Raw genomic sequence first — 16,991 nt, 5'->3', positions numbered from 1 at the left:
GGATATCACGGCCGGCCAATGCCGGCACGACATTGATGAGGTTGAACCATGCCTTCGGGGAGGCAGACGGGTTCGCGATCTGCTGCGGTTCCAGCGCGGTGGGAACGACGGGGGCGCATCATCGGCGGCCTTGAGCTCGCAATCGGCCTCGCTGCCTCGATGACGAGAGCCGCCGAATGAGTGTGCTCGACGACCTTACGGCGTCCGAGAACCCTGCGGGCGTGGCGGCACGATGAAGCCTCCCGATTGATGCGCCCAGAGGTCGGCGTAGAGCCCGCCGCGATCGAGCAATTCCGCATGGGAGCCCTGCTCGGCAATGCGCCCGCCATCCATGACCACAAGGCGGTCCATGAGTTGCAGCGTCGAGAGGCGATGCGCGATCGCGATGACGGTCTTCCCGCGCATCAGATCCGCGAGCGCATCCTGGATCGCGGCCTCGACCTGCGAGTCGAGCGATGACGTCGCCTCGTCAAGCAGGAGAATCGGGGCGTCCTTCAGGATCACCCGCGCGATCGCGATGCGCTGGCGCTGCCCGCCGGAGAGCTTGACGCCGCGCTCGCCGACGAAGGCCTCGTATCCATGGCGCCCCTTGCCGTCCACCAGCGTCTCGATGAAGCCGTCCGCCTGCGCCTTCCGGGCCGCGTCACGCATCATCCACTCATCGGCATCCTGGCGGGCGTAAAGGATGTTCTCGCCGATCGAGCGATGCAACAGCGACGAATCCTGAGCCACCAGCGCGATCCGTGCGCGCAGCGACTCCTCGGTGACGCAGGCGATATCCTGGCCGTCGATCAGAATTCGGCCCGATTGCGGCTCATAGAAGCGGAGCAGCAGATTGACGAGCGTGGACTTGCCCGCGCCCGAGCGCCCGACCAGACCGACCTTTTCGCCGGCGCCAACGGTCAAGGATAGCCCCTCCACCACGCGGTGCGGCTTCATGTAGTGAAAATGCAGATCCTCGAAACGGATCTCTCCATGGGGAGCCTCGAGCGGACGCGCGTCAGGCTTGTCGAGCTGGCTCAGCGGCTGCGCGATCGTCTTCATTCCTTCCTGCACGATGCCGATATTCTCGAAAATGCCCGCAATTTCGAACGCCACCCAACCCGACATGGCGATGATCTGGGTTGTCAGAAGAAGGGCGGTCGTCAACGTGCCCGCGTCGACCCGGCCCTCGGAGAAAAGCCAGACGCCGATCCCGCCGGTCGTCACCAGCAGGATCGCGTTGAGGCAGACCAGGCAGAAGACATAGACGGTATTGAGCCGTTGCTGGCGGGCGAAAGCGGCCTGGAAGCGCAGGAAGCCGTCGCGCACTTAGGTGTCATCATCGGTCCGGCGCCCGAACAGCTTGACCGTCATGATGTTGGTGAACGTGTCGACGACCTTGCCGGCGATGGCGGAGCGCGTCTCCGAGGTCTCGCGCGACCGGACCTGCACCTTCGGCAACGTGTAGGCGAGGAGTGCACCGTAGAGCAGAAACCAGACCAACATCGGCGCGGCGAGGCGAATGTCCTGCGTGCCGAGAAGACCGATCGCGGTCGCGCCGAAAACCAGGATCTGCCAGACCGCGCGCACGAAGGAGACGATACTCTCTCGCAGCGGCCGAGCCGTCTGCATGACCCGGCTGGCCAACCGCCCGGCGAAGTCGTCATGAAAGAAAGAGAGCGGCTGGCGCACGACGTGCCAGTAATTCTGCCAGTGAACCAGCGTCGTGAAAGAGACGGCAATCGAGTGGTTCACGAGCAGGCGAAACAGGATCGTGCCCAGCGGCCGGACGACGAGCACGATCGCCGCCATGACCAGAAGAAGCTGGCCGGCAGCGTCGAAAACGCGCTCGCGCGGGACCGATGACAGGATCGAGACGAGGCGCCCGATCAGATAAGGCACCACGGCCTCAAGGACGGCGAGCACAAAGCCGACCACGAACAGCGCTGCGAACAGGCCCTTCGCCTGGCGGACGAAGTGCCAATAGAACGTTCGCAGTCCGCTGGGAGGCTCGCCCGGAGGCGATGCTGTCGAATCAACAAGTGAATCGAAGAAGCTGAACATCGTTCCTTATGATTGCTGCGCCGCCGCCCTTGCAACCTCGAATGGTCGCCGTCAAAGCGCTCGGATCTGCCAAACCAGTCTCGCTACAGCGGATGCGGTCTGGCGATGAAGCGGGATGTGGCTTGCGCGACTCTCACTGCGACATCGCCTTGATCCGGGAGGCAAAGACCCGCCTCCCCCTCGGCTTGGCCATGATCGATGCGTTGGTCCTTGTAGACGAACTGCGGATCGACCAACTCGCCGTACCGAGCCCCGTTCGGGGGCGTGATCTCATCGCGCAATGGCCGCGGCCAGCAAGGCTTCGAACGAGGCTCATTCCGTTGTTTGGATTCGACGTCATGAATCGGAGTTTTGTCCCGATCCGCCCCCCGTATCCCTTTGTTCAGGTCGACGAACGACATCGCTGGCCGAAAGAACGCTGATGGAAGGATGTTTTTCAATGAGCAAAGCAGATGACAACAAGGCCGTCGTCGGCCGTTGGTTCACCGAATTCTGGGGCAAGGACGTCAATCTTGCTGTGATCGATGAGATCGCGGCGCCCGATATGCTCCTGAAGTATTCGCTGCACGAGCCTCGCCGCGGCCGCGCCGACATCAAGGCCTTCATGACCGACTTCCGGGCGGCGTTTCCGGACCTCAACTTCTGGGGCACCGCCGACCTGATCGCCGAGGGCGACTATGTCGTCGGCCAGTGGGAAGGCGGCGGCACGCATACGGGGGCGGCCTTCGACGATTTCCTGGTCGGCTATGAGGCCCTTCCCGCCGCCACCGGCCGCAAGATGCATTTCACCGGCACGACGGTCCTGAAGGTGGTGGACGGCAAGATCGTCGAGGAGATCGGCCTGGACGACGGGCTCACCGCCATGACGCAGCTCGGCCTCGTCACGGCTGCCTGATCCCGATCGTGCCGAGCCTGCGGGCGGCGCGGCCTGTCATCGGCACCACCACCGAGAGGCCTGCACATGATTGTGCGGGCCTCTTTGTGCCGGGCCTGGCCCGCTCGCGGTTTTCTTGGCGACCTCGGATGGACGCGGCGCATCCATTGCAGAAATCGGGTGGGAGACATCCGATTTGAAAGCAAGGATCGGAGTGTCGCGAACGTCGATCGGGAGCACGGTCGGGCCAGGATGTTCCGAGATGACAACAATGACCATCTTCGCAAAGCTCACGCCCAGGCACAGCGCCAGGCAAAGTGCATTTCCCCGCTCGGTCGCGGACGACCCGCGCTGGGCGCGCATCGTCGCTCGCGACAAGGCCGCTGACGGGCAGCTCTGGTACAGCGTCTCGACGACAGGGGTGTATTGCCGCCCGTCCTGCCCATCGCGGACGGCCAATCCGAACAACGTCACGCTTCACGAGACGCTGGAGCGCGCCCGAGCGACGGGCTTCCGCCCCTGCAAGCGCTGCAACCCCGACGGAGCTTCGCCAGAGGCCGGGAACGCAACCCTGGTCGCCAAGGCGTGTCGGATCATCGAGGATAGCGAGGAGGAACCGTCGCTGGAGGCTCTTTCCCTCGCGGTTGGGCGCAGTCCCGGTTATTTCCACCGCATCTTCAAGGCGACGACCGGCCTGACCCCGAAGGATTATGCTGCGGCAGATCGCTCCAGGAAGGTCCGCGAGGGTCTCCGCGCCGGCCATAGCGTGACCGAGGCGATCTATGACGCGGGCTTCAATTCAAGCGGCCGCTTCTACGAGAAGTCGACCGGGATGCTCGGCATGACCCCGTCACGATTTCGCGCCGGCGGAGCCAATGAGGAGATCAGGTTCGCCATCGGGCAGACGTCGCTTGGGGCGCTTCTGGTCGCGTCGAGCAAGAAGGGCGTCGCCTCGATCCTGCTCGGCGACGATCCCGATGAACTCCTCCGGGATCTTCAGGACAGGTTTCCCAGGGCCCGCCTGCTCGGTGCGGATCGCGAATACGAGGCGTTGATCTCTCGCGTCGTCGGGTTCGTCGAGAATCCCGGCCTCGGCCTCGATCTTCCGCTCGATGTCCGCGGCACCGCATTCCAGCGTCGCGTCTGGCGGGCCCTGCAGGAGATTCCGGTCGGAGCGAGGGTGTCCTATTCAGAGATCGCTCGCCGCATCGGATCACCGAACTCGGTGCGCGCCGTGGCTGGCGCATGCGCAGCGAACACCCTGGCTGTAGCGATCCCCTGCCATCGTGTCGTGCGCAATGACGGAGCGCTCTCGGGCTATGCCTGGGGTGTCGAGCGCAAGCGAACCCTTCTCGATCGCGAGGCTGCCCGGACGGCGTAAGCCTGCGGCCGCCCCGCCGAATGCCTGACAAGATTGGTCCTCGATGAATTTCTTTGCGCGCTACGATGACTCGGTCGTCTTCCTGACGAAGCTCGACGAGGACTGGGCCAGGCTAATTGCCCGGGTTGGCCCATGCCGGCACGATCCCAAGGCCGCCCGCGAGCCCTATGAAGCGCTGGTGCGCGCCATCGCCTATCAGCAGCTGACGGCCAAAGCCGGGGACGCGATCATCGGCCGCCTCAAGGCGCTCTTTGATGGCCAGGCCTTTCCGAACCCTGAGGATCTCATTGCGGCGGAATTCGATGCACTGCGAGCCTGCGGCTTCTCCGCCAGCAAGATCGCAACCATCAAGGCCATTGCGGAAGGCGCGACGACGGGCGTGATCCCTGCGCGCGATATCGCAATCCAGATGGACGACGAAGATATCATCGCCCGCATGATTGCCATCAAGGGCGTCGGCCGTTGGACGGTCGAGATGCTGCTGATGTACTCGCTGGAGCGTATGGACATCCTTCCGGCAGACGATTTCGGGGTTCGCGAAGGCTACCGCGCGCTGAAATCGCTTGATGAGCAGCCCAAGCCCAGGGCATTGCGCGAGATCTCGAAGGCCTGGGCGCCCCATCGCACGGTCGCCTCCTGGTATCTCTGGCGAATGCCGCGCGAGCGCGGAAACACGTTGAAATAGGCCCGTCATGCTCGATTTGTTTGAAACGCTCGATACGCAGGAACCATCGACCGAGATCATGGCCGACGGCGCGATGCTGCTGCGTGGCGCCGCGCTGCCCTTCGAGGCGGACTTGCTCAGCGCCCTGGCTGATATCACCGAACAGGCCCCCTTCCGGCACATGGTCACGCCCGGGGGCTTCGTCATGTCCGTGGCCATGACCAATTGCGGGGCGGCTGGATGGGTCACGGACCGGACCGGCTATCGCTATGATCGCAACGATCCCGAGACCGGGCGCCCGTGGCCACCCATGCCGGATTGCTTCCTCGAGCTCGCGATCACGGCCGCCGCACGCGCCGGTTATCCTGATTTTCGACCTGATGCMTGCCTGATCAATCGCTACGAGCCAGGCGCCCGGCTTTCTCTTCATCAGGACAGGAACGAGCGCGATTTCGCCAATCCGATCGTCTCGGTCTCGCTCGGCTTGCCCGCGACATTCCAGTTCGGCGGCCTGAAGCGAAACGACCCGGTGAAGAAATATGCGCTTCGGCACGGCGATGTCGCCGTGTGGGGCGGACCATCTCGCCTGTTCTATCACGGTGTTCCCGAGCTGAAGGATGGCGTTCACGGAACCGTCGGGCGCATGCGTATCAATCTGACGTTCCGCGGCGCGTTGTAGCGCGATCCTGGATTTCCGTTGCCGGCCATGATCGGCGTGATGCCGGGATAGCCTTGTGAGCCACTGGATGATCATTCGACGGGTCGATCTGTAGCCGTCAGGTTGCTGCAGCCTGGCGCGCTCGGGGACCGATACGAGGACGTTTTCGCGATGTTTTCGAGCGGCGGTTTCAACGCCAGGACGAGCCGGCGCAGACTCCCTGGGACGGAGGACGCGATTGGCGCGCTCGTCGCGCTTGCGAAGGACGACCCGGACAAGGCGCTTGTCATGAGCCATATCGGCCAACTCGTGGCCGGCGGTTTCGCAGTCTGGGAGTTGCTCGAAACCGGGGAGGTCGAGGTCCGCTTCCCCTCCGGGGAAACCTATCTTCTGGCCGAGACCACGATCCTCAGACTCGCCTGACCAGCTGCGTCCGCGGACGCCCGGTGCGAGACCCTTCCTGCATCCCGTGGCCAGGCGCATCACGCCGCTCGGCCTCTTCCTCCATCACGCAAGTGAAGCAGCCGTTCCGGCGATCGCGCGCCTGAAGGCGCCAGCGCGCCAAACGAGCAGCGGAGTCATCCGCGGCGCCACCGCTTTGCCTCCGCGGGCTATTCCGCGCAGGCACGGGTCGCCGCCTATGCCCCCACCGATTGCGGCCCACCAGACTATTCGTTCAGAAAATCACTAAACGCTATGCGTGCCTGAGATGAATGATCGTAAGGGTCGGGTTGCTGAGCCGCCTCTCTGCGCATCCTCCTGAGAGGCTGGTGTGGTGGCAGGCTACCCATTAGCAGACGTTCCGAAGGTCGAGGGCGGATGGCCGAAAGGGGACTGAACGGCGACAGGCGGACCAAAGCAGCTACGACAGCGCTATGCCGATCTGCCCCATGACGGGAAAGCGTGACTGTGAAACAGTCTGCACAGACGTTGCGCCTGCCCAGAGAGCTTTGATGAGCCATTCCACCAACTACCGCACCACGCTGATCACCGTGGCGGCGGATTGCGCGGCCCTGCTGAGCGCGCCTCCGGCAAAGCCAGGCACAGTCGCTGGGATGCAGTACGAGATGCTGGCAGCGCGGCCCTATCAACTGACTTCAGACGAACTTCTGCGGGCGGTCGAGCAAGCGCGCAAAGGAGCGGATGCTGCGGCGCGGCTATTCGACAAGCCGCAAGCCTGTTTGCGCGCCTCGCCACTGGTGAAGCAATACGGTTTCGGTCTGCATCATGATGCCGAGGCGCGCGTGGCGCTCGTGCCGGTGGAAAGCGATGATTACGCACGCCTGTTGGCCGATCCTGAGGTTAAAAAGCGGCCGGGAATGCGGTCATCTCGCAATTAGCGGACCGTTCCCGCTGTTCCCGATCATCGCAATCCAAATACCGGACAATGTGCATGGCTATGCCGCTCATCATCATCGGTTTCAGCTTCCCTGCCTGCGCCCGGGGCTGGGAAGAGGACGTGGCTCATCTCGGTTCCGATAGTGCTGAGCTGCCGGGTGAGGAGCACGCTCACCAAATGCCCGGAACGAGCCGCCATCGGACCCGCGCGGCGTAGTCCGAATAGCCTGCAAGCTCGGCCTGGAGAATGCGATCCTCCGTAATGGCGCGATAGAGCAGGAATGGCAGGCTGAAGATCACGATGAGCGCAGCCGCGAGCCACGATCCCAGTGCGGGTCCGCTTGCCACCATGATCAGAATCCCGGCGCTGTATCCGGGATGGCGGAGGAAGGCGTAGGGTCCCGTGGTGACGACGTGGTGACCACGCTCGGTCTGGATGCGAATGACCGAGGAGAAGAACCGGTTCACGCGCATGGCCCAGAGTGCCAGGGCGTAGCCGGCGCCGACCGTGAACAGGCACATGCCCTGCAGCCAGCCGGGCACGTTGTCGCTCCAATGGAAACGACCACGGTCGAGCCCGGCAACGATCCAATGCAGGAACAGGATGAGCGAGAAGGCTCTCAACGCGGGCGGCGGCTTGTTGCCGCCCGGCCGCATGCGTTCGCGCAGCAGGTCCGGATCGAGCACTGCGAACGAAACGATCATGACGATGGCGAGGATTGCCAGATACGTCCAAAAGCCGGGGATGGCGACCGTGCCGGCGCTTGCGAACAACGCGGTGGCCGCAGCCACCACGAACAGGCCTGCCTGCAGGTAAGCCGAGATTGGCATCGGCCATTTTACCATTTCAGAGGGCGCGAAGTGAACGCATGGCCCGACAGCCACCAAGCCCCCTCCTCCCGCCGGACCGCCCCCGCCGTCCCGGTGCGTCTCTTCGTGCTGCGCAAAATACTCCTTCGCGCAGCGCACCGACGAGGTGTCGGCTTCGACTCTCAGCCGACCTTCCGAGCCGGCGGAATGGCTCATGTCCCGTCAATCCCGCCGCTGGGCAAGATCGCCGGCGCCGAAACTCTGCCGTGTTCTGGGTTGGGTTCTGCCCGGCATTATTGTCTACGCGACCCTTTCGGGCATCGAGCAGCGCCGGGCTCTCCCCGGGGCTGCTGTGTCTGCTTAAGCAATTGCTCGTTCGCGTCGCCGCGACGACCGCATAGAGAGACTGATGGTTTCGTCGATCTATTCGGCTCCCGGAGGGTGTAGGTGCTCGTCGCAGATCGCCTCGGTCTCCCGCTCGAACCGCACTTTCCTCACCGGAACAGCCATCGCTTCCGCCGCCCATAGCGGTCGACATGGTCGGGCACTTCGTGGACAAGCGGTGACCCGCGGCCCGACGACGGGATCAGGATTATCGGCGGCCAGCGCTCGCGAACCGCGTGGATCAGCTTCAAGCTATCCATCGATCCGGGCATCTCTATATCGCAGAAGACGATGCGGATGTCGGGGCGGGCTTTGCCCGGCTCTGCGCGAGGATGGCGCAACCTCTGGCTAGATCGCGGAACATGCCTGTCTGCTCAACGTTCGCAGCGGCGCGGCTACAACAAGTCCGCCTGGCCGAGGGCTTTTCGGTGGCTGCTCGAAGGCATCGCCGACGGGTGAAACGCTTGAAGCTCTAAGGGCATAAAAGGAAGAAAAGCCGTCGGCCCAAAAGCTTCTCAGTGCGATTCCACCGTGCGACACGAGCCAACTTGCCGCGCTAGTGGACGGTGAGCGGTACGGCAACCAGATTTGCCAAACCGACGTGCTCCGCATGCTCGATGAATTCGGCCATGGCTTCGGTATCAGTCGCAAATGACCTCAACCAAATTGTGGAGGTGCCGCCTTCCAGCTCCAGCGTCCAACCGTCATTCTCGATCCTATAGATGGCGACCTCGACCGTAAGATCACCGACCTGGACGCTGCAAGAAAGGGGGGAGCGGGTAATCCTGCGGTGCTCGTTCATGGCCGTGATTGCTTCCTCTGGCGATAGCAAGCGGCGGGAGTTTAGGGGGCGACGTCGGCTCTCGAATATAATCTAAAGCTGGCAGAAATGAAAAAGGCCAAGCATGAGCTTGGCCTTCCTCGAAGGACTGCTGCGACAATGCCAGTACATCCGTGGTCATCGTCGACGAGGCAGTCTGATTAGGCGGCTTGGAGCTGCTCCGCAGCCATTTTGCCGGACTTGTTGTCCCGGGCGACTTCGAAGCCGAGCTTCTGGCCTTCCGCAAGGTCGCGCATTCCAGCGCGCTCGACGGCGGAGATATGGACGAAGACGTCCTGGCTGCCGTCGTCAGGCTGGATGAAGCCGAAACCCTTGGTGGAGTTGAACCATTTCACTGTGCCGGTGGTCATAAGAAACCCTCCTTTTGGCAAGACCTGTCGCTCGCCAAGCGAGTGCCCGGCGAGTTCAGAACGATTTCGAAAGGGGGAACTTATCAGAAACGCGCTGAGCGCGAAAATAACAACGACCGTCCAAGCAATATCGACAAAAATCAACTTATAGAAAACAACCGATAAGGTCAATCTTTTTGTTAAATCATTTCTCTAGACGCAACATGTGAACTCGGTAATTCGTTTCAAAATATATGCTTTATTTCACATATCGGGGCGAAATTACAAAAAATATCCTTGCGCTTGCCCCATTGCGAGGGGACGCGCGCCGTGGATCCGCCCTCTACCGCTTACGCAAATTCTTGGGATCCGTGACGCCCACTCCTAACCTACAAGGCGGACGATCGTCTCCGCATTTATGGGCAGCACCATACAAAAGGTCTTCTATCCCGATTTTATGCGGGCTAGGCCCGACCGCATTGTGCTTTGCGACGTAGGTCCGCTTGCGGGCAAGAAGTCGGAGTCGGCTCTTGGCGCGCTCCGTCAGGATTATCGCGTCTTGAGGCTTGAAGGGTCGCCAGAGAGCCAAATGACGTCTTGGTCCGGAAAGAGTCATACCTCGCTGCGCGATGTGCCATGACAGGCCTTTTCGGCTGTCGACAGCTCTCGGAGCGAAAGCGGGTCCACGGATCTTTCCATGGCTATAGCAAAGCCCGACCGGGCTCACATGCTCCTCTTAAGTGACTGATAGCACGTGCCTCAACGTCATTGGAAACTATTCGCCCCCCCAAGGGACCAAGCGGCCGGCTTAAGAACGGGCGTAGGCTGCCGGCAGCCTGCGACAGCCGGCTCGGGGCTGGCTTTGCCGAAGAGAAAGCCTTGATCTCGAACCAGGCTGCGGCCGCGGGCTGGCGGGAGGGGGCGCCAAGTCCGGCAAGCCGGCGTCAGTGGCGAAATGCCCTCGCGGCGAACCCTCATGAATGGATAAGGGTATGGCACCCTAACGAATTTCTAATTGTAACATGAACAATTCTTTTCAATTATACGCAACAACCATGGCTGGCGCCAGTTAAGTCGGTTCACAGCCGAAAGCTCTCCATGACAAAGACCGTCGTTCTTGTCGTCGAAGACGAGCCCATTATCCGCATGAATGCGGTCGCACTGATCGAAGACGCGGGCTACGACGCCATCGAAGCGGCCAACGCTGACGATGCCATCCTTCTTCTGGAGACGCGGCCCGACATCCGTGTCGTGTTCTCCGATATAGAGATGCCCGGGTCGATGGACGGCCTGAAGCTGCTCCATGCTATCCGCGAGCGATGGCCTCCGGTCGTTCTCATCCTTGCATCGGGCCGCGTATCGCCCTTGGCCGACGAAATGCCCTCCGGCACCGTCTTCTTACGGAAGCCATATGCCGAGACCTCAGTCCTCGATGCCATTCAAAGGGCCGATACCCGGGCGAATCCGACGCAGACGTGTTGAACGGCCTTTGGACGTCGGTCGGCGATGCGATCGGTCTCCACACTGTCGTTTCGGAAGGAGCTGCAGGAAGCTTCAGGCCGATGGAGCCCAACCGTAGGTCGCAAGCACAGCCCCGTAGAAACAGCCGGACGCCGCGAGGACGAAGACGTGCCAGATGGCGTTCTGAAACGGAAGGCTCCGCCAGACGTGGAACAGGACGCCCACCGTGTAGAGAACGCCGCCCGCCAGCATGAGCCACAAGGTGACCGCCGGAAACTGCGCAACGCGCTCCCACACGATCACGCCGCTCCAACCGAGGCAGAGATAGAGCACGATCGAAACGCGATCGAACCGGCCCGGCAGAGCAAGCTTGAGCAGGACGCCGGCGAGCGACGTGATCCATACGGCAGCCAACAGGGATTGCGCCACGACGGCTTCGCCGAGCTTCATCAGGAAGGGGGTGTAGGTACCGGCAATCAAGACGTAGATGGCTGAATGATCAAAGCGTCGCAGCAGCCACTTCATGGGCGAGACCGGCCACATGTTGTAGAGGGCGGAAACGCTGAGAACGGCAATCAACGCAGCGCTGTAGATCCCGACAGAAACCAGATCGGACAGCGAAGCCGTCGCGAGCACCCTTGCGATCAGGATGGCGACCGCACCCAGCCCCAAGGCGATGCCCAGCACATGGACGACGCCGTCGGCCCAAAGCTCGGCGCGGGTGAATTCGAAGCGCCCATGCGTTGGTTCGCGCATGTCAGATTCCTTCAAGCCTTGTCAGGAGATCGGGAGAAATCGGCCTGCTCGCCCACGCCATCGAAGCGGGACATCTCCTATCGCCGGGACAAGCGCCTGACATTCAAGCGCACTTTGGAGCGATACGCACGCACGATTCCGATGGGAGGCGCCCCTGCCGCGAGGCTCGAAAAAGCCTGCTGGGCCGCCGCCAGTTTCTCGGTCACCATCAACTGCGCCTCGCGACCAGCGGCAGATCCACCGGCTGACAGCCTGATGGTGCGCAGCCATATGGCCTGCTGCGCTTCGGCGGCGAGCATCGAGAGCTCGTAGAAAATCTTGAACATCGGAGCCTGCCCCCTCACAAAGAAGCTCAAGCCGGGCGCAGGCAGAATGTTCCGTCGCTCTGGTGGCCTTCAGCAGATATCCGGCACGATCGCCTGCGCGATCTCCGGCAGGTGCAGCGCCGACCGCGTGAGTAGAGCCCCGCTCGCCTGGGGGGCCCTGAGGCGCATTCAGCCCGTCCCGGCGTCAACGTCCTTGCGCGGCTTGGTCGAGGGCAGCGCGCCGGCCCCCGGCGTCGCGTCATGGTTCGTCGAGCCCTCCGTCACATGGGGGCCTGCCGCGGGCATCGTCTTGTCGGGCTTCCCGACGGGCTTCTTGTCCGTGCCTTCAATCCTTTCACGGGCGCGGTCGAATTCGCTGTCTGGTTTCTTGGCGGGGGTCATCGAACTGTCCTTTTTGATCGAACACGGATTTCGGCCGGCATCGACGCGGTGAATCGCGGGCCATCGCTCCCGGGGAAACGGAGGTAAACGCCGTGCATGCGGCGTTATTCCCTGTGCGATCGTTCGATGTGTTGTCGCGCCGGCAGATCGATCGACGCTGCCCTGTCTGGGCCTCGTTCGAGGCGATGCCAGGCCGGGTTCATGGGGTGTTCCGAGCCGCCTCTCATCTTAACCCGGCAGCGGCCCCGGATGTTCCGGGATGTCGCAATCGCAACGCAGCAAGCTGCCCCAAGCCTGCGGAGCACGGGAAGGCTCGCTGCGCATCCAAACGGTCAAAGCCCCCTCTCCTGCCGGGGCTTCAGGCTCCAGGTTGCGAAGCTCGTGACGTTTGGCGAGCAGCCGCTGCGTCTCTCCGCGCTGCGCGAACGGACATGACAGCCCGGAGATGCAGACGCAGGCGCGCTTCGATGCCCCTATCCTCCCGTATTCTGGACGATGCCCGCCTGTGGCCGAAGCGCGCCTTGTGCAGCCGCTCGCTATTTGACGCGCTCGACAGTCCAGCCCGCCCGGCTGATCTCGGCTTGCGCCATCGGCGTGAGCGTGCCGTTGGTCGCCAGCACCGGAGCCTTTCCATCGCCAGGGTTCACAGACGAGACCTTGCCGAACAGGCCCGCGACAGTCTCGGTCCAGGCGATCTCGTCGAGCGGGAAAAGGGCCAGCAGACGGCCGTCCTTCAAGCGGTTCAGCGGGAAGCCGCCAACCCCGACGAACGGGCCGATGCCGAGAGCCTTGGCGTTGGACGCGAGCAGCAGGGCGCGGCTGCGCTGGAAATAGGCCTCTTCACGCGTCGTTGCCTCAGCCGCCTTCGCCACGAAGAGTGCGTTTCCGCCGACCTTGAGCGAGGCCAGGGCCTTTGTGATCAGCAACAGGTCGGTCGGCGTATACGATCGGTTCTGGACGAAGCGCTCCGCAAGTGCGCGAGAGACCTTCATGCGCGTTAGCATGCCGATCACCTGTTCCACGATCTGGGTCGAGGTGCGTTCGGCCAGAGTTGCCCGAACGCTATCGACGGTCGTCGTGGAACTGATGGCGACACCGGCGCCCCCCGGGATCGCCAGCATCATGCCCCTGACGGAAAGCCCGCCCATCGCGCTGGCTGCGGCAATGTCGTTCAGCTTGGCGGCCAGCGGCGGGAAATCGGTATAAGGATCGACGCCCAACTGGACGGCCAGCGCCCGTCGCGCTGCATCGACGCCCAGAATACTGCCGGCAATGCTGTCGCGGTTGGCGCTGGTGTTGGCGATGCCGGTTCCAATCCGGCTGAACATGTTGGCGACACCTGAAGCGGATTTCTTCAGCGTCTCCGCTGGCGAGGTGATGAGGTCGGCGCCGAAGCGCAGGGGAGCAGTGGCTTGCCGCTCGAGCGACTTCACGAAAACATCCGATGCGGACATTTCGTTCAGCTTGCGAAGGGCCGACAATTCGCGGATCCGCTCACGCATCAATCCTTCGCCGGCTATGTCGAAAGTGCCGAATGCGGTCTTGAGCACAAAGAGTCGCAACAGGCCGTCGCTGTGCACCTCGGGGTCGACGCGATAATTCGGACCGGAGGCCTGCGCGCCAAGCACTGAAGCAGCGCTGACCGTTGGCGGGGTTTCGAAGGCAGCGGCGAGGCCTGATCCGAAGACGGTCAGAACAAGCCCGAGGAGAGCGCCAAACGGCCTGGCGCCGCGCCGCAAAGCGCGCCGCTGGGCCGATCCGAAACCAATAGCCAGACGCATGAAAAGGCCCCCCGGAGCGATTGCTCGACGGCGACATTACGCACGTCCTGCCCCTGCCCGTCGAGACCGCGGGCACCAACGTCATCGATGTCGAGGATGACCTCGAAGCGGTGGTGGGCGGGCTGAAGGCCCGGCTTGCCGGGAGATTGCAGTCGCCGGGCCAGACCTGGCGCAAGTTCTGGCCAATGCTGGCGACGTCGAAGACGAATAGCGGCGCCGTATCCGCCTCTGCTGTTTCAGAAGCGGATCGTAGCTCTGCCTGAAATTTCAGGCTGAAATGGTGATGGCAACCTTTCCGCGATGCTGCCCGCTGCGCAGCCGGTCGAACGCGTCCTGCGCCGCCTCGAAGGCAAAAATCTCGTCGATAAGCGGCTTGACCCCAGTCGCCATCGCGGCTTTCAGATCGGCGAAAGAGCCAACGTAAACTCCGCGGAGATCGATAGCCTTCATCAGGATTGCGCCAGTGTTGATCTCGCCCGCGACGCCGGTGAGAACGCCAACGAGCGCAATTTCGCCCCAGGGACGAGCTGCCAACAGCGCCTGGTTCAAGGTACCGGAGCCGCCAACCTCGACCACGAAGTCGACGCCCTCTCCGCCCGCCATGCCTGCGGCAACCTCCCCCCAATTCGCTGTGGTGCGGTAGTTGATCGTCGCTTCCGCGCCCAGCTTGCGGGCCCAGGCCAACTTCTCGTCGGAACTGGAGGTGACGATCACACGCGCCCCGGCGGCTCGGGCGAACTGCAGCGCGAAGGTCGACACGCCGCCGGTGCCTTGTATCAGAACGCTATCACCGGGGCGCAAGCCGCGGCCGCCGAACAAGCAGTTCCAGGCCGTAACGCCCGCACAAGGGTATGCTGCAGCCTCTTCGAAGCTCCAGGCATCAGGGAATGGGACCGCAGCGGCAGCCGGCAGGACGATCTGCTCGGCGAGCACGCCATCAACGAATCCGCCGCCGAGCGCGGTCGCCTGCTTGCGGGCCGCGAACGAGCCGTCCAGCCAGCCTGGCATGAAGCCGAGCACGACGCGCTCGCCAATCCGATCGCGAGACACGCCATCTCCAACCTGGGTCACGATGCCGGCGCCGTCGGAAAGCGGGACGAGATCGTGCTTCTGGTCCCCAGGATAGCGTCCTTCCCTGACGATCAGATCCCGATAGTTGAGCGTGGCCGCCTTGAGGTCGACGAGCACCTCTCCTGGGCCCGCCGTCGGTGCGACGTCCTCGTGCAGCGTCAGCGGGGCGTTCGTTCCGTTCATTCGATAAGCGCGCAATGCCGTCTCCTTGGGCTGTGTTGGCGCGCTAGACCTAGGCAGGTAAGGACATATTCGTAAGTACGATCAAAAGGCACATGTACTATCATGAATGATACTGTCAGGCAGGCCCGCCGCAAGGCGACCCGGACGGGCTGCGCAGTCGAGGCGACCCTCAGCGTCATGGGTGGAATCTGGAAGCCCGTGCTGGTGTTCCACCTTCTCCAGGGACGATTGCGCTTCAATGCGCTGTGCCGCCTGACGCCGAACGCGACGCCCCGGATGGTGACGATCCAACTCCGCGAGCTCGAGGCCGACGGCGTCGTATGCCGCACCGTCTACCCCGAGGTGCCGCCGCGCGGTGAATACGAACTGAGCGAGTTTGGCCGCACGCTGGAACCCGTTCTGATCAGCTTGCGAAACTGGGGCGAAGCTTTGCAGGCCAGGGACCAAACCGAAGCGGCACGGAGCTGCCCTCCGCGGTGAGGGCGCATTCGGTCGAGGCGGTATCGAGCCATCGTTGAGCGGGCGCTGACATCGCGAATGTCGGAGTTGGCCCATAGCGGACGCTCTTGCGAACGTCGCAACCCCGATGCCATGCTTCCCGACTGGACGCCTGCGGGAGTGAAGCGAGGATGCACAGCGGCTCATGCCTTTGTGGTGCTGTCAGCTTAACAGTGGCTGACACTCTGCCAAATCCCAACTTCTGCCATTGTCGTATGTGCCGCAAGCACTCGGGCCACCACTTCGCGTCCACTGATGTGCCTAGGACTGCCTTGACGATTGTCGGCGAGGAGAAGCTGACGTGGTTTCAATCGTCGGAGAACGTCCGACGCGGCTTCTGCTCGACATGCGGATCGTCTCTCTTCTGGGATCGGTCGGATCGGGGTTGGATCGCCGTGGCAATGGGGGCTTTCGAAGGACCGACAGAGACCACTGCAAATCTGCATATCTACGTCGCCGACAAGGGGGACTACTACGAGATCGCAGACGGCCTGCCGCAATACGACACCGTTCCACCGCGCGACTGAGGTGTTGAGAGCGAACGTCCGGACCCGGCCGACGCTGCCCAACCCGTCTGCGAATGCCCGCTTCCAGGCAAGGCGCCGACATCCGCCTGGCGCGAGGCCGTCTGGAGGCGGTGGTCAGAGGGCTGAAGGCCCAGCGTGCCGGGAGATTGCAGTCGCCGGACCGGAACCGGCGAAGGTCTTGGCCGATGCTGGCGACGGCGAAGACGAATAGCGGCGGGGTTGGCGGAGCTTCAATGCCTCCTCACGCAACCTCGCGTGCCGGGGCCAACGCTGCAATCGTCCATTGTGGATCGCCAGATGATCTCAGTTTTCGATGCGATCCATGGGTTTTTCATGGACGTTCCAAGTCACTGGACCGCGGGTCGTTGTTGCTTATCCCGATCCTGTTCATGTTGATGGGGCTCGACTTCATTCGGCACTACGGGCGAGCAGCCGTACGGGTGCATTTCGGTGCGGTGCGGTGGCTGAATTATCAGGCGACGCAGCAGAAGCGGTCTGGCCGATGAGCGTCCCATAAGGGGAATGTCGTCAATGGTGGAGGCCGTGTGCAAACGCGCTATTGGGATGCCTGAGGTGTGCGCCGCGTCGTCTGCGGGTGAAGTTGGACAAGAGTCGCGGCGACCCGTTCAGGTCCGCATCGCCAGAATGAGCGGCCCAGCGCCAAGGATGGCGATCACTCTCT

At 62.9% G+C, this 16,991-nt stretch carries 20 protein-coding genes; 10 read left to right on the top strand and 10 right to left on the bottom strand.

The annotated features are described in order from the left end of the window. Positions 1-195: 195 nt before the first annotated feature. Together AC1DGP_RS31995 and AC1DGP_RS31990 are read right to left on the bottom strand one after the other, a co-directional pair. Positions 196-1,311: an ABC transporter ATP-binding protein gene (locus AC1DGP_RS31995; RefSeq protein WP_441507174.1), complete on the bottom strand. Its 1,116-nt coding sequence runs from the start codon at positions 1,309-1,311 to the stop codon at positions 196-198. After that, the gene (locus AC1DGP_RS31990) at positions 1,312-2,046 is read right to left on the bottom strand and encodes an ABC transporter transmembrane domain-containing protein (RefSeq protein WP_441507173.1); all 735 of its coding nucleotides are present in this window, start codon (positions 2,044-2,046) and stop codon (positions 1,312-1,314) included. A gap of 439 nt (positions 2,047-2,485) precedes the next feature. On the opposite strand from AC1DGP_RS31990, the gene AC1DGP_RS31985 reads away from it, so the two are divergent. The 6 genes from AC1DGP_RS31985 to AC1DGP_RS31960 all read left to right on the top strand — a co-directional run bounded on the left by AC1DGP_RS31985 (position 2,486) and on the right by AC1DGP_RS31960 (position 6,963). Beyond that, positions 2,486-2,941, top strand: a complete 456-nt coding sequence (locus AC1DGP_RS31985; protein WP_441507172.1) for an ester cyclase — start codon at positions 2,486-2,488, stop codon at positions 2,939-2,941. 250 nt (positions 2,942-3,191) lie between these two features. Then, on the top strand, positions 3,192-4,301 hold the full coding sequence (gene ada, locus AC1DGP_RS31980) for a bifunctional DNA-binding transcriptional regulator/O6-methylguanine-DNA methyltransferase Ada (RefSeq protein ID WP_441507224.1): 1,110 nt from the start codon (positions 3,192-3,194) through the stop codon (positions 4,299-4,301). 43 nt (positions 4,302-4,344) lie between these two features. Then, entirely contained in the window at positions 4,345-4,986 is a 642-nt protein-coding gene (locus tag AC1DGP_RS31975) for a DNA-3-methyladenine glycosylase family protein (RefSeq protein ID WP_441507171.1), read from the top strand. A gap of 7 nt (positions 4,987-4,993) precedes the next feature. Then, positions 4,994-5,644, top strand: coding sequence for a DNA oxidative demethylase AlkB (gene alkB / locus AC1DGP_RS31970; protein WP_441507170.1), 651 nt, complete (start codon positions 4,994-4,996; stop codon positions 5,642-5,644). A 150-nt stretch (positions 5,645-5,794) separates the two neighbouring features. Continuing rightward, on the top strand, positions 5,795-6,046 hold the full coding sequence (locus tag AC1DGP_RS31965; protein WP_441507169.1) for a hypothetical protein: 252 nt from the start codon (positions 5,795-5,797) through the stop codon (positions 6,044-6,046). Positions 6,047-6,576: 530 nt separating this feature from the next. Further along, a complete protein-coding gene (locus AC1DGP_RS31960) occupies positions 6,577-6,963 on the top strand; it encodes a DUF6157 family protein (protein WP_476833036.1) in 387 nt (128 codons plus the stop codon). A 169-nt stretch (positions 6,964-7,132) separates the two neighbouring features. On the opposite strand, the gene AC1DGP_RS31955 is transcribed toward AC1DGP_RS31960, so the two are convergent. The 3 genes from AC1DGP_RS31955 to AC1DGP_RS31945 all read right to left on the bottom strand — a co-directional run bounded on the left by AC1DGP_RS31955 (position 7,133) and on the right by AC1DGP_RS31945 (position 9,346). Then, a complete protein-coding gene (locus AC1DGP_RS31955; protein ID WP_476833035.1) occupies positions 7,133-7,792 on the bottom strand; it encodes a methyltransferase family protein in 660 nt (219 codons plus the stop codon). Positions 7,793-8,711: 919 nt separating this feature from the next. Then, complete coding sequence (locus AC1DGP_RS31950) at positions 8,712-8,957, bottom strand: hypothetical protein (RefSeq protein ID WP_441507166.1); 246 nt, start codon at positions 8,955-8,957, stop codon at positions 8,712-8,714. A gap of 179 nt (positions 8,958-9,136) precedes the next feature. Beyond that, positions 9,137-9,346: a cold-shock protein gene (locus AC1DGP_RS31945; RefSeq protein WP_441507165.1), complete on the bottom strand. Its 210-nt coding sequence runs from the start codon at positions 9,344-9,346 to the stop codon at positions 9,137-9,139. 1,077 nt (positions 9,347-10,423) lie between these two features. Here AC1DGP_RS31945 and AC1DGP_RS31940 point away from each other — a divergent pair. Next, on the top strand, positions 10,424-10,807 hold the full coding sequence (locus AC1DGP_RS31940; RefSeq protein ID WP_441507164.1) for a response regulator: 384 nt from the start codon (positions 10,424-10,426) through the stop codon (positions 10,805-10,807). 72 nt (positions 10,808-10,879) lie between these two features. Here AC1DGP_RS31940 and trhA read toward each other — a convergent pair whose 3' ends face one another. From trhA to AC1DGP_RS31920, 4 genes are all read right to left on the bottom strand, one after another. After that, positions 10,880-11,542, bottom strand: a complete 663-nt coding sequence (gene trhA, locus AC1DGP_RS31935) for a PAQR family membrane homeostasis protein TrhA (protein ID WP_476768673.1) — start codon at positions 11,540-11,542, stop codon at positions 10,880-10,882. A gap of 77 nt (positions 11,543-11,619) precedes the next feature. Further along, the gene (locus AC1DGP_RS31930; RefSeq protein ID WP_476833034.1) at positions 11,620-11,841 is read right to left on the bottom strand and encodes a hypothetical protein; all 222 of its coding nucleotides are present in this window, start codon (positions 11,839-11,841) and stop codon (positions 11,620-11,622) included. 195 nt (positions 11,842-12,036) lie between these two features. Beyond that, a complete protein-coding gene (locus AC1DGP_RS31925; protein ID WP_476768674.1) occupies positions 12,037-12,249 on the bottom strand; it encodes a hypothetical protein in 213 nt (70 codons plus the stop codon). 536 nt (positions 12,250-12,785) lie between these two features. After that, entirely contained in the window at positions 12,786-14,030 is a 1,245-nt protein-coding gene (locus AC1DGP_RS31920; RefSeq protein WP_476833033.1) for a hypothetical protein, read from the bottom strand. Positions 14,031-14,050: 20 nt separating this feature from the next. On the opposite strand from AC1DGP_RS31920, the gene AC1DGP_RS31915 reads away from it, so the two are divergent. After that, positions 14,051-14,293: a hypothetical protein gene (locus AC1DGP_RS31915; protein WP_476833032.1), complete on the top strand. Its 243-nt coding sequence runs from the start codon at positions 14,051-14,053 to the stop codon at positions 14,291-14,293. Positions 14,294-14,297: 4 nt separating this feature from the next. On the opposite strand, the gene AC1DGP_RS31910 is transcribed toward AC1DGP_RS31915, so the two are convergent. Next, positions 14,298-15,299, bottom strand: coding sequence for a zinc-dependent alcohol dehydrogenase family protein (locus tag AC1DGP_RS31910; protein WP_476833031.1), 1,002 nt, complete (start codon positions 15,297-15,299; stop codon positions 14,298-14,300). Between the two features lie 87 nt (positions 15,300-15,386). Between AC1DGP_RS31910 and AC1DGP_RS31905 the strand changes: the two genes are divergently transcribed. Continuing rightward, positions 15,387-15,764 carry a winged helix-turn-helix transcriptional regulator gene (locus AC1DGP_RS31905; RefSeq protein ID WP_476833030.1) on the top strand — a complete coding sequence of 126 codons (378 nt, stop codon included), beginning with the start codon at positions 15,387-15,389 and terminating at the stop codon, positions 15,762-15,764. A 149-nt stretch (positions 15,765-15,913) separates the two neighbouring features. After that, a complete protein-coding gene (locus tag AC1DGP_RS31900) occupies positions 15,914-16,309 on the top strand; it encodes a GFA family protein (RefSeq protein ID WP_476833029.1) in 396 nt (131 codons plus the stop codon). Positions 16,310-16,991: the final 682 nt, after the last annotated feature.

It is taken from the genome of Allobosea sp. 05T433 (genome assembly GCF_056396065.1).
Note: the sequence above shows the minus strand (reverse complement) of the source record. Positions and strands in the feature narration are given on the sequence as shown.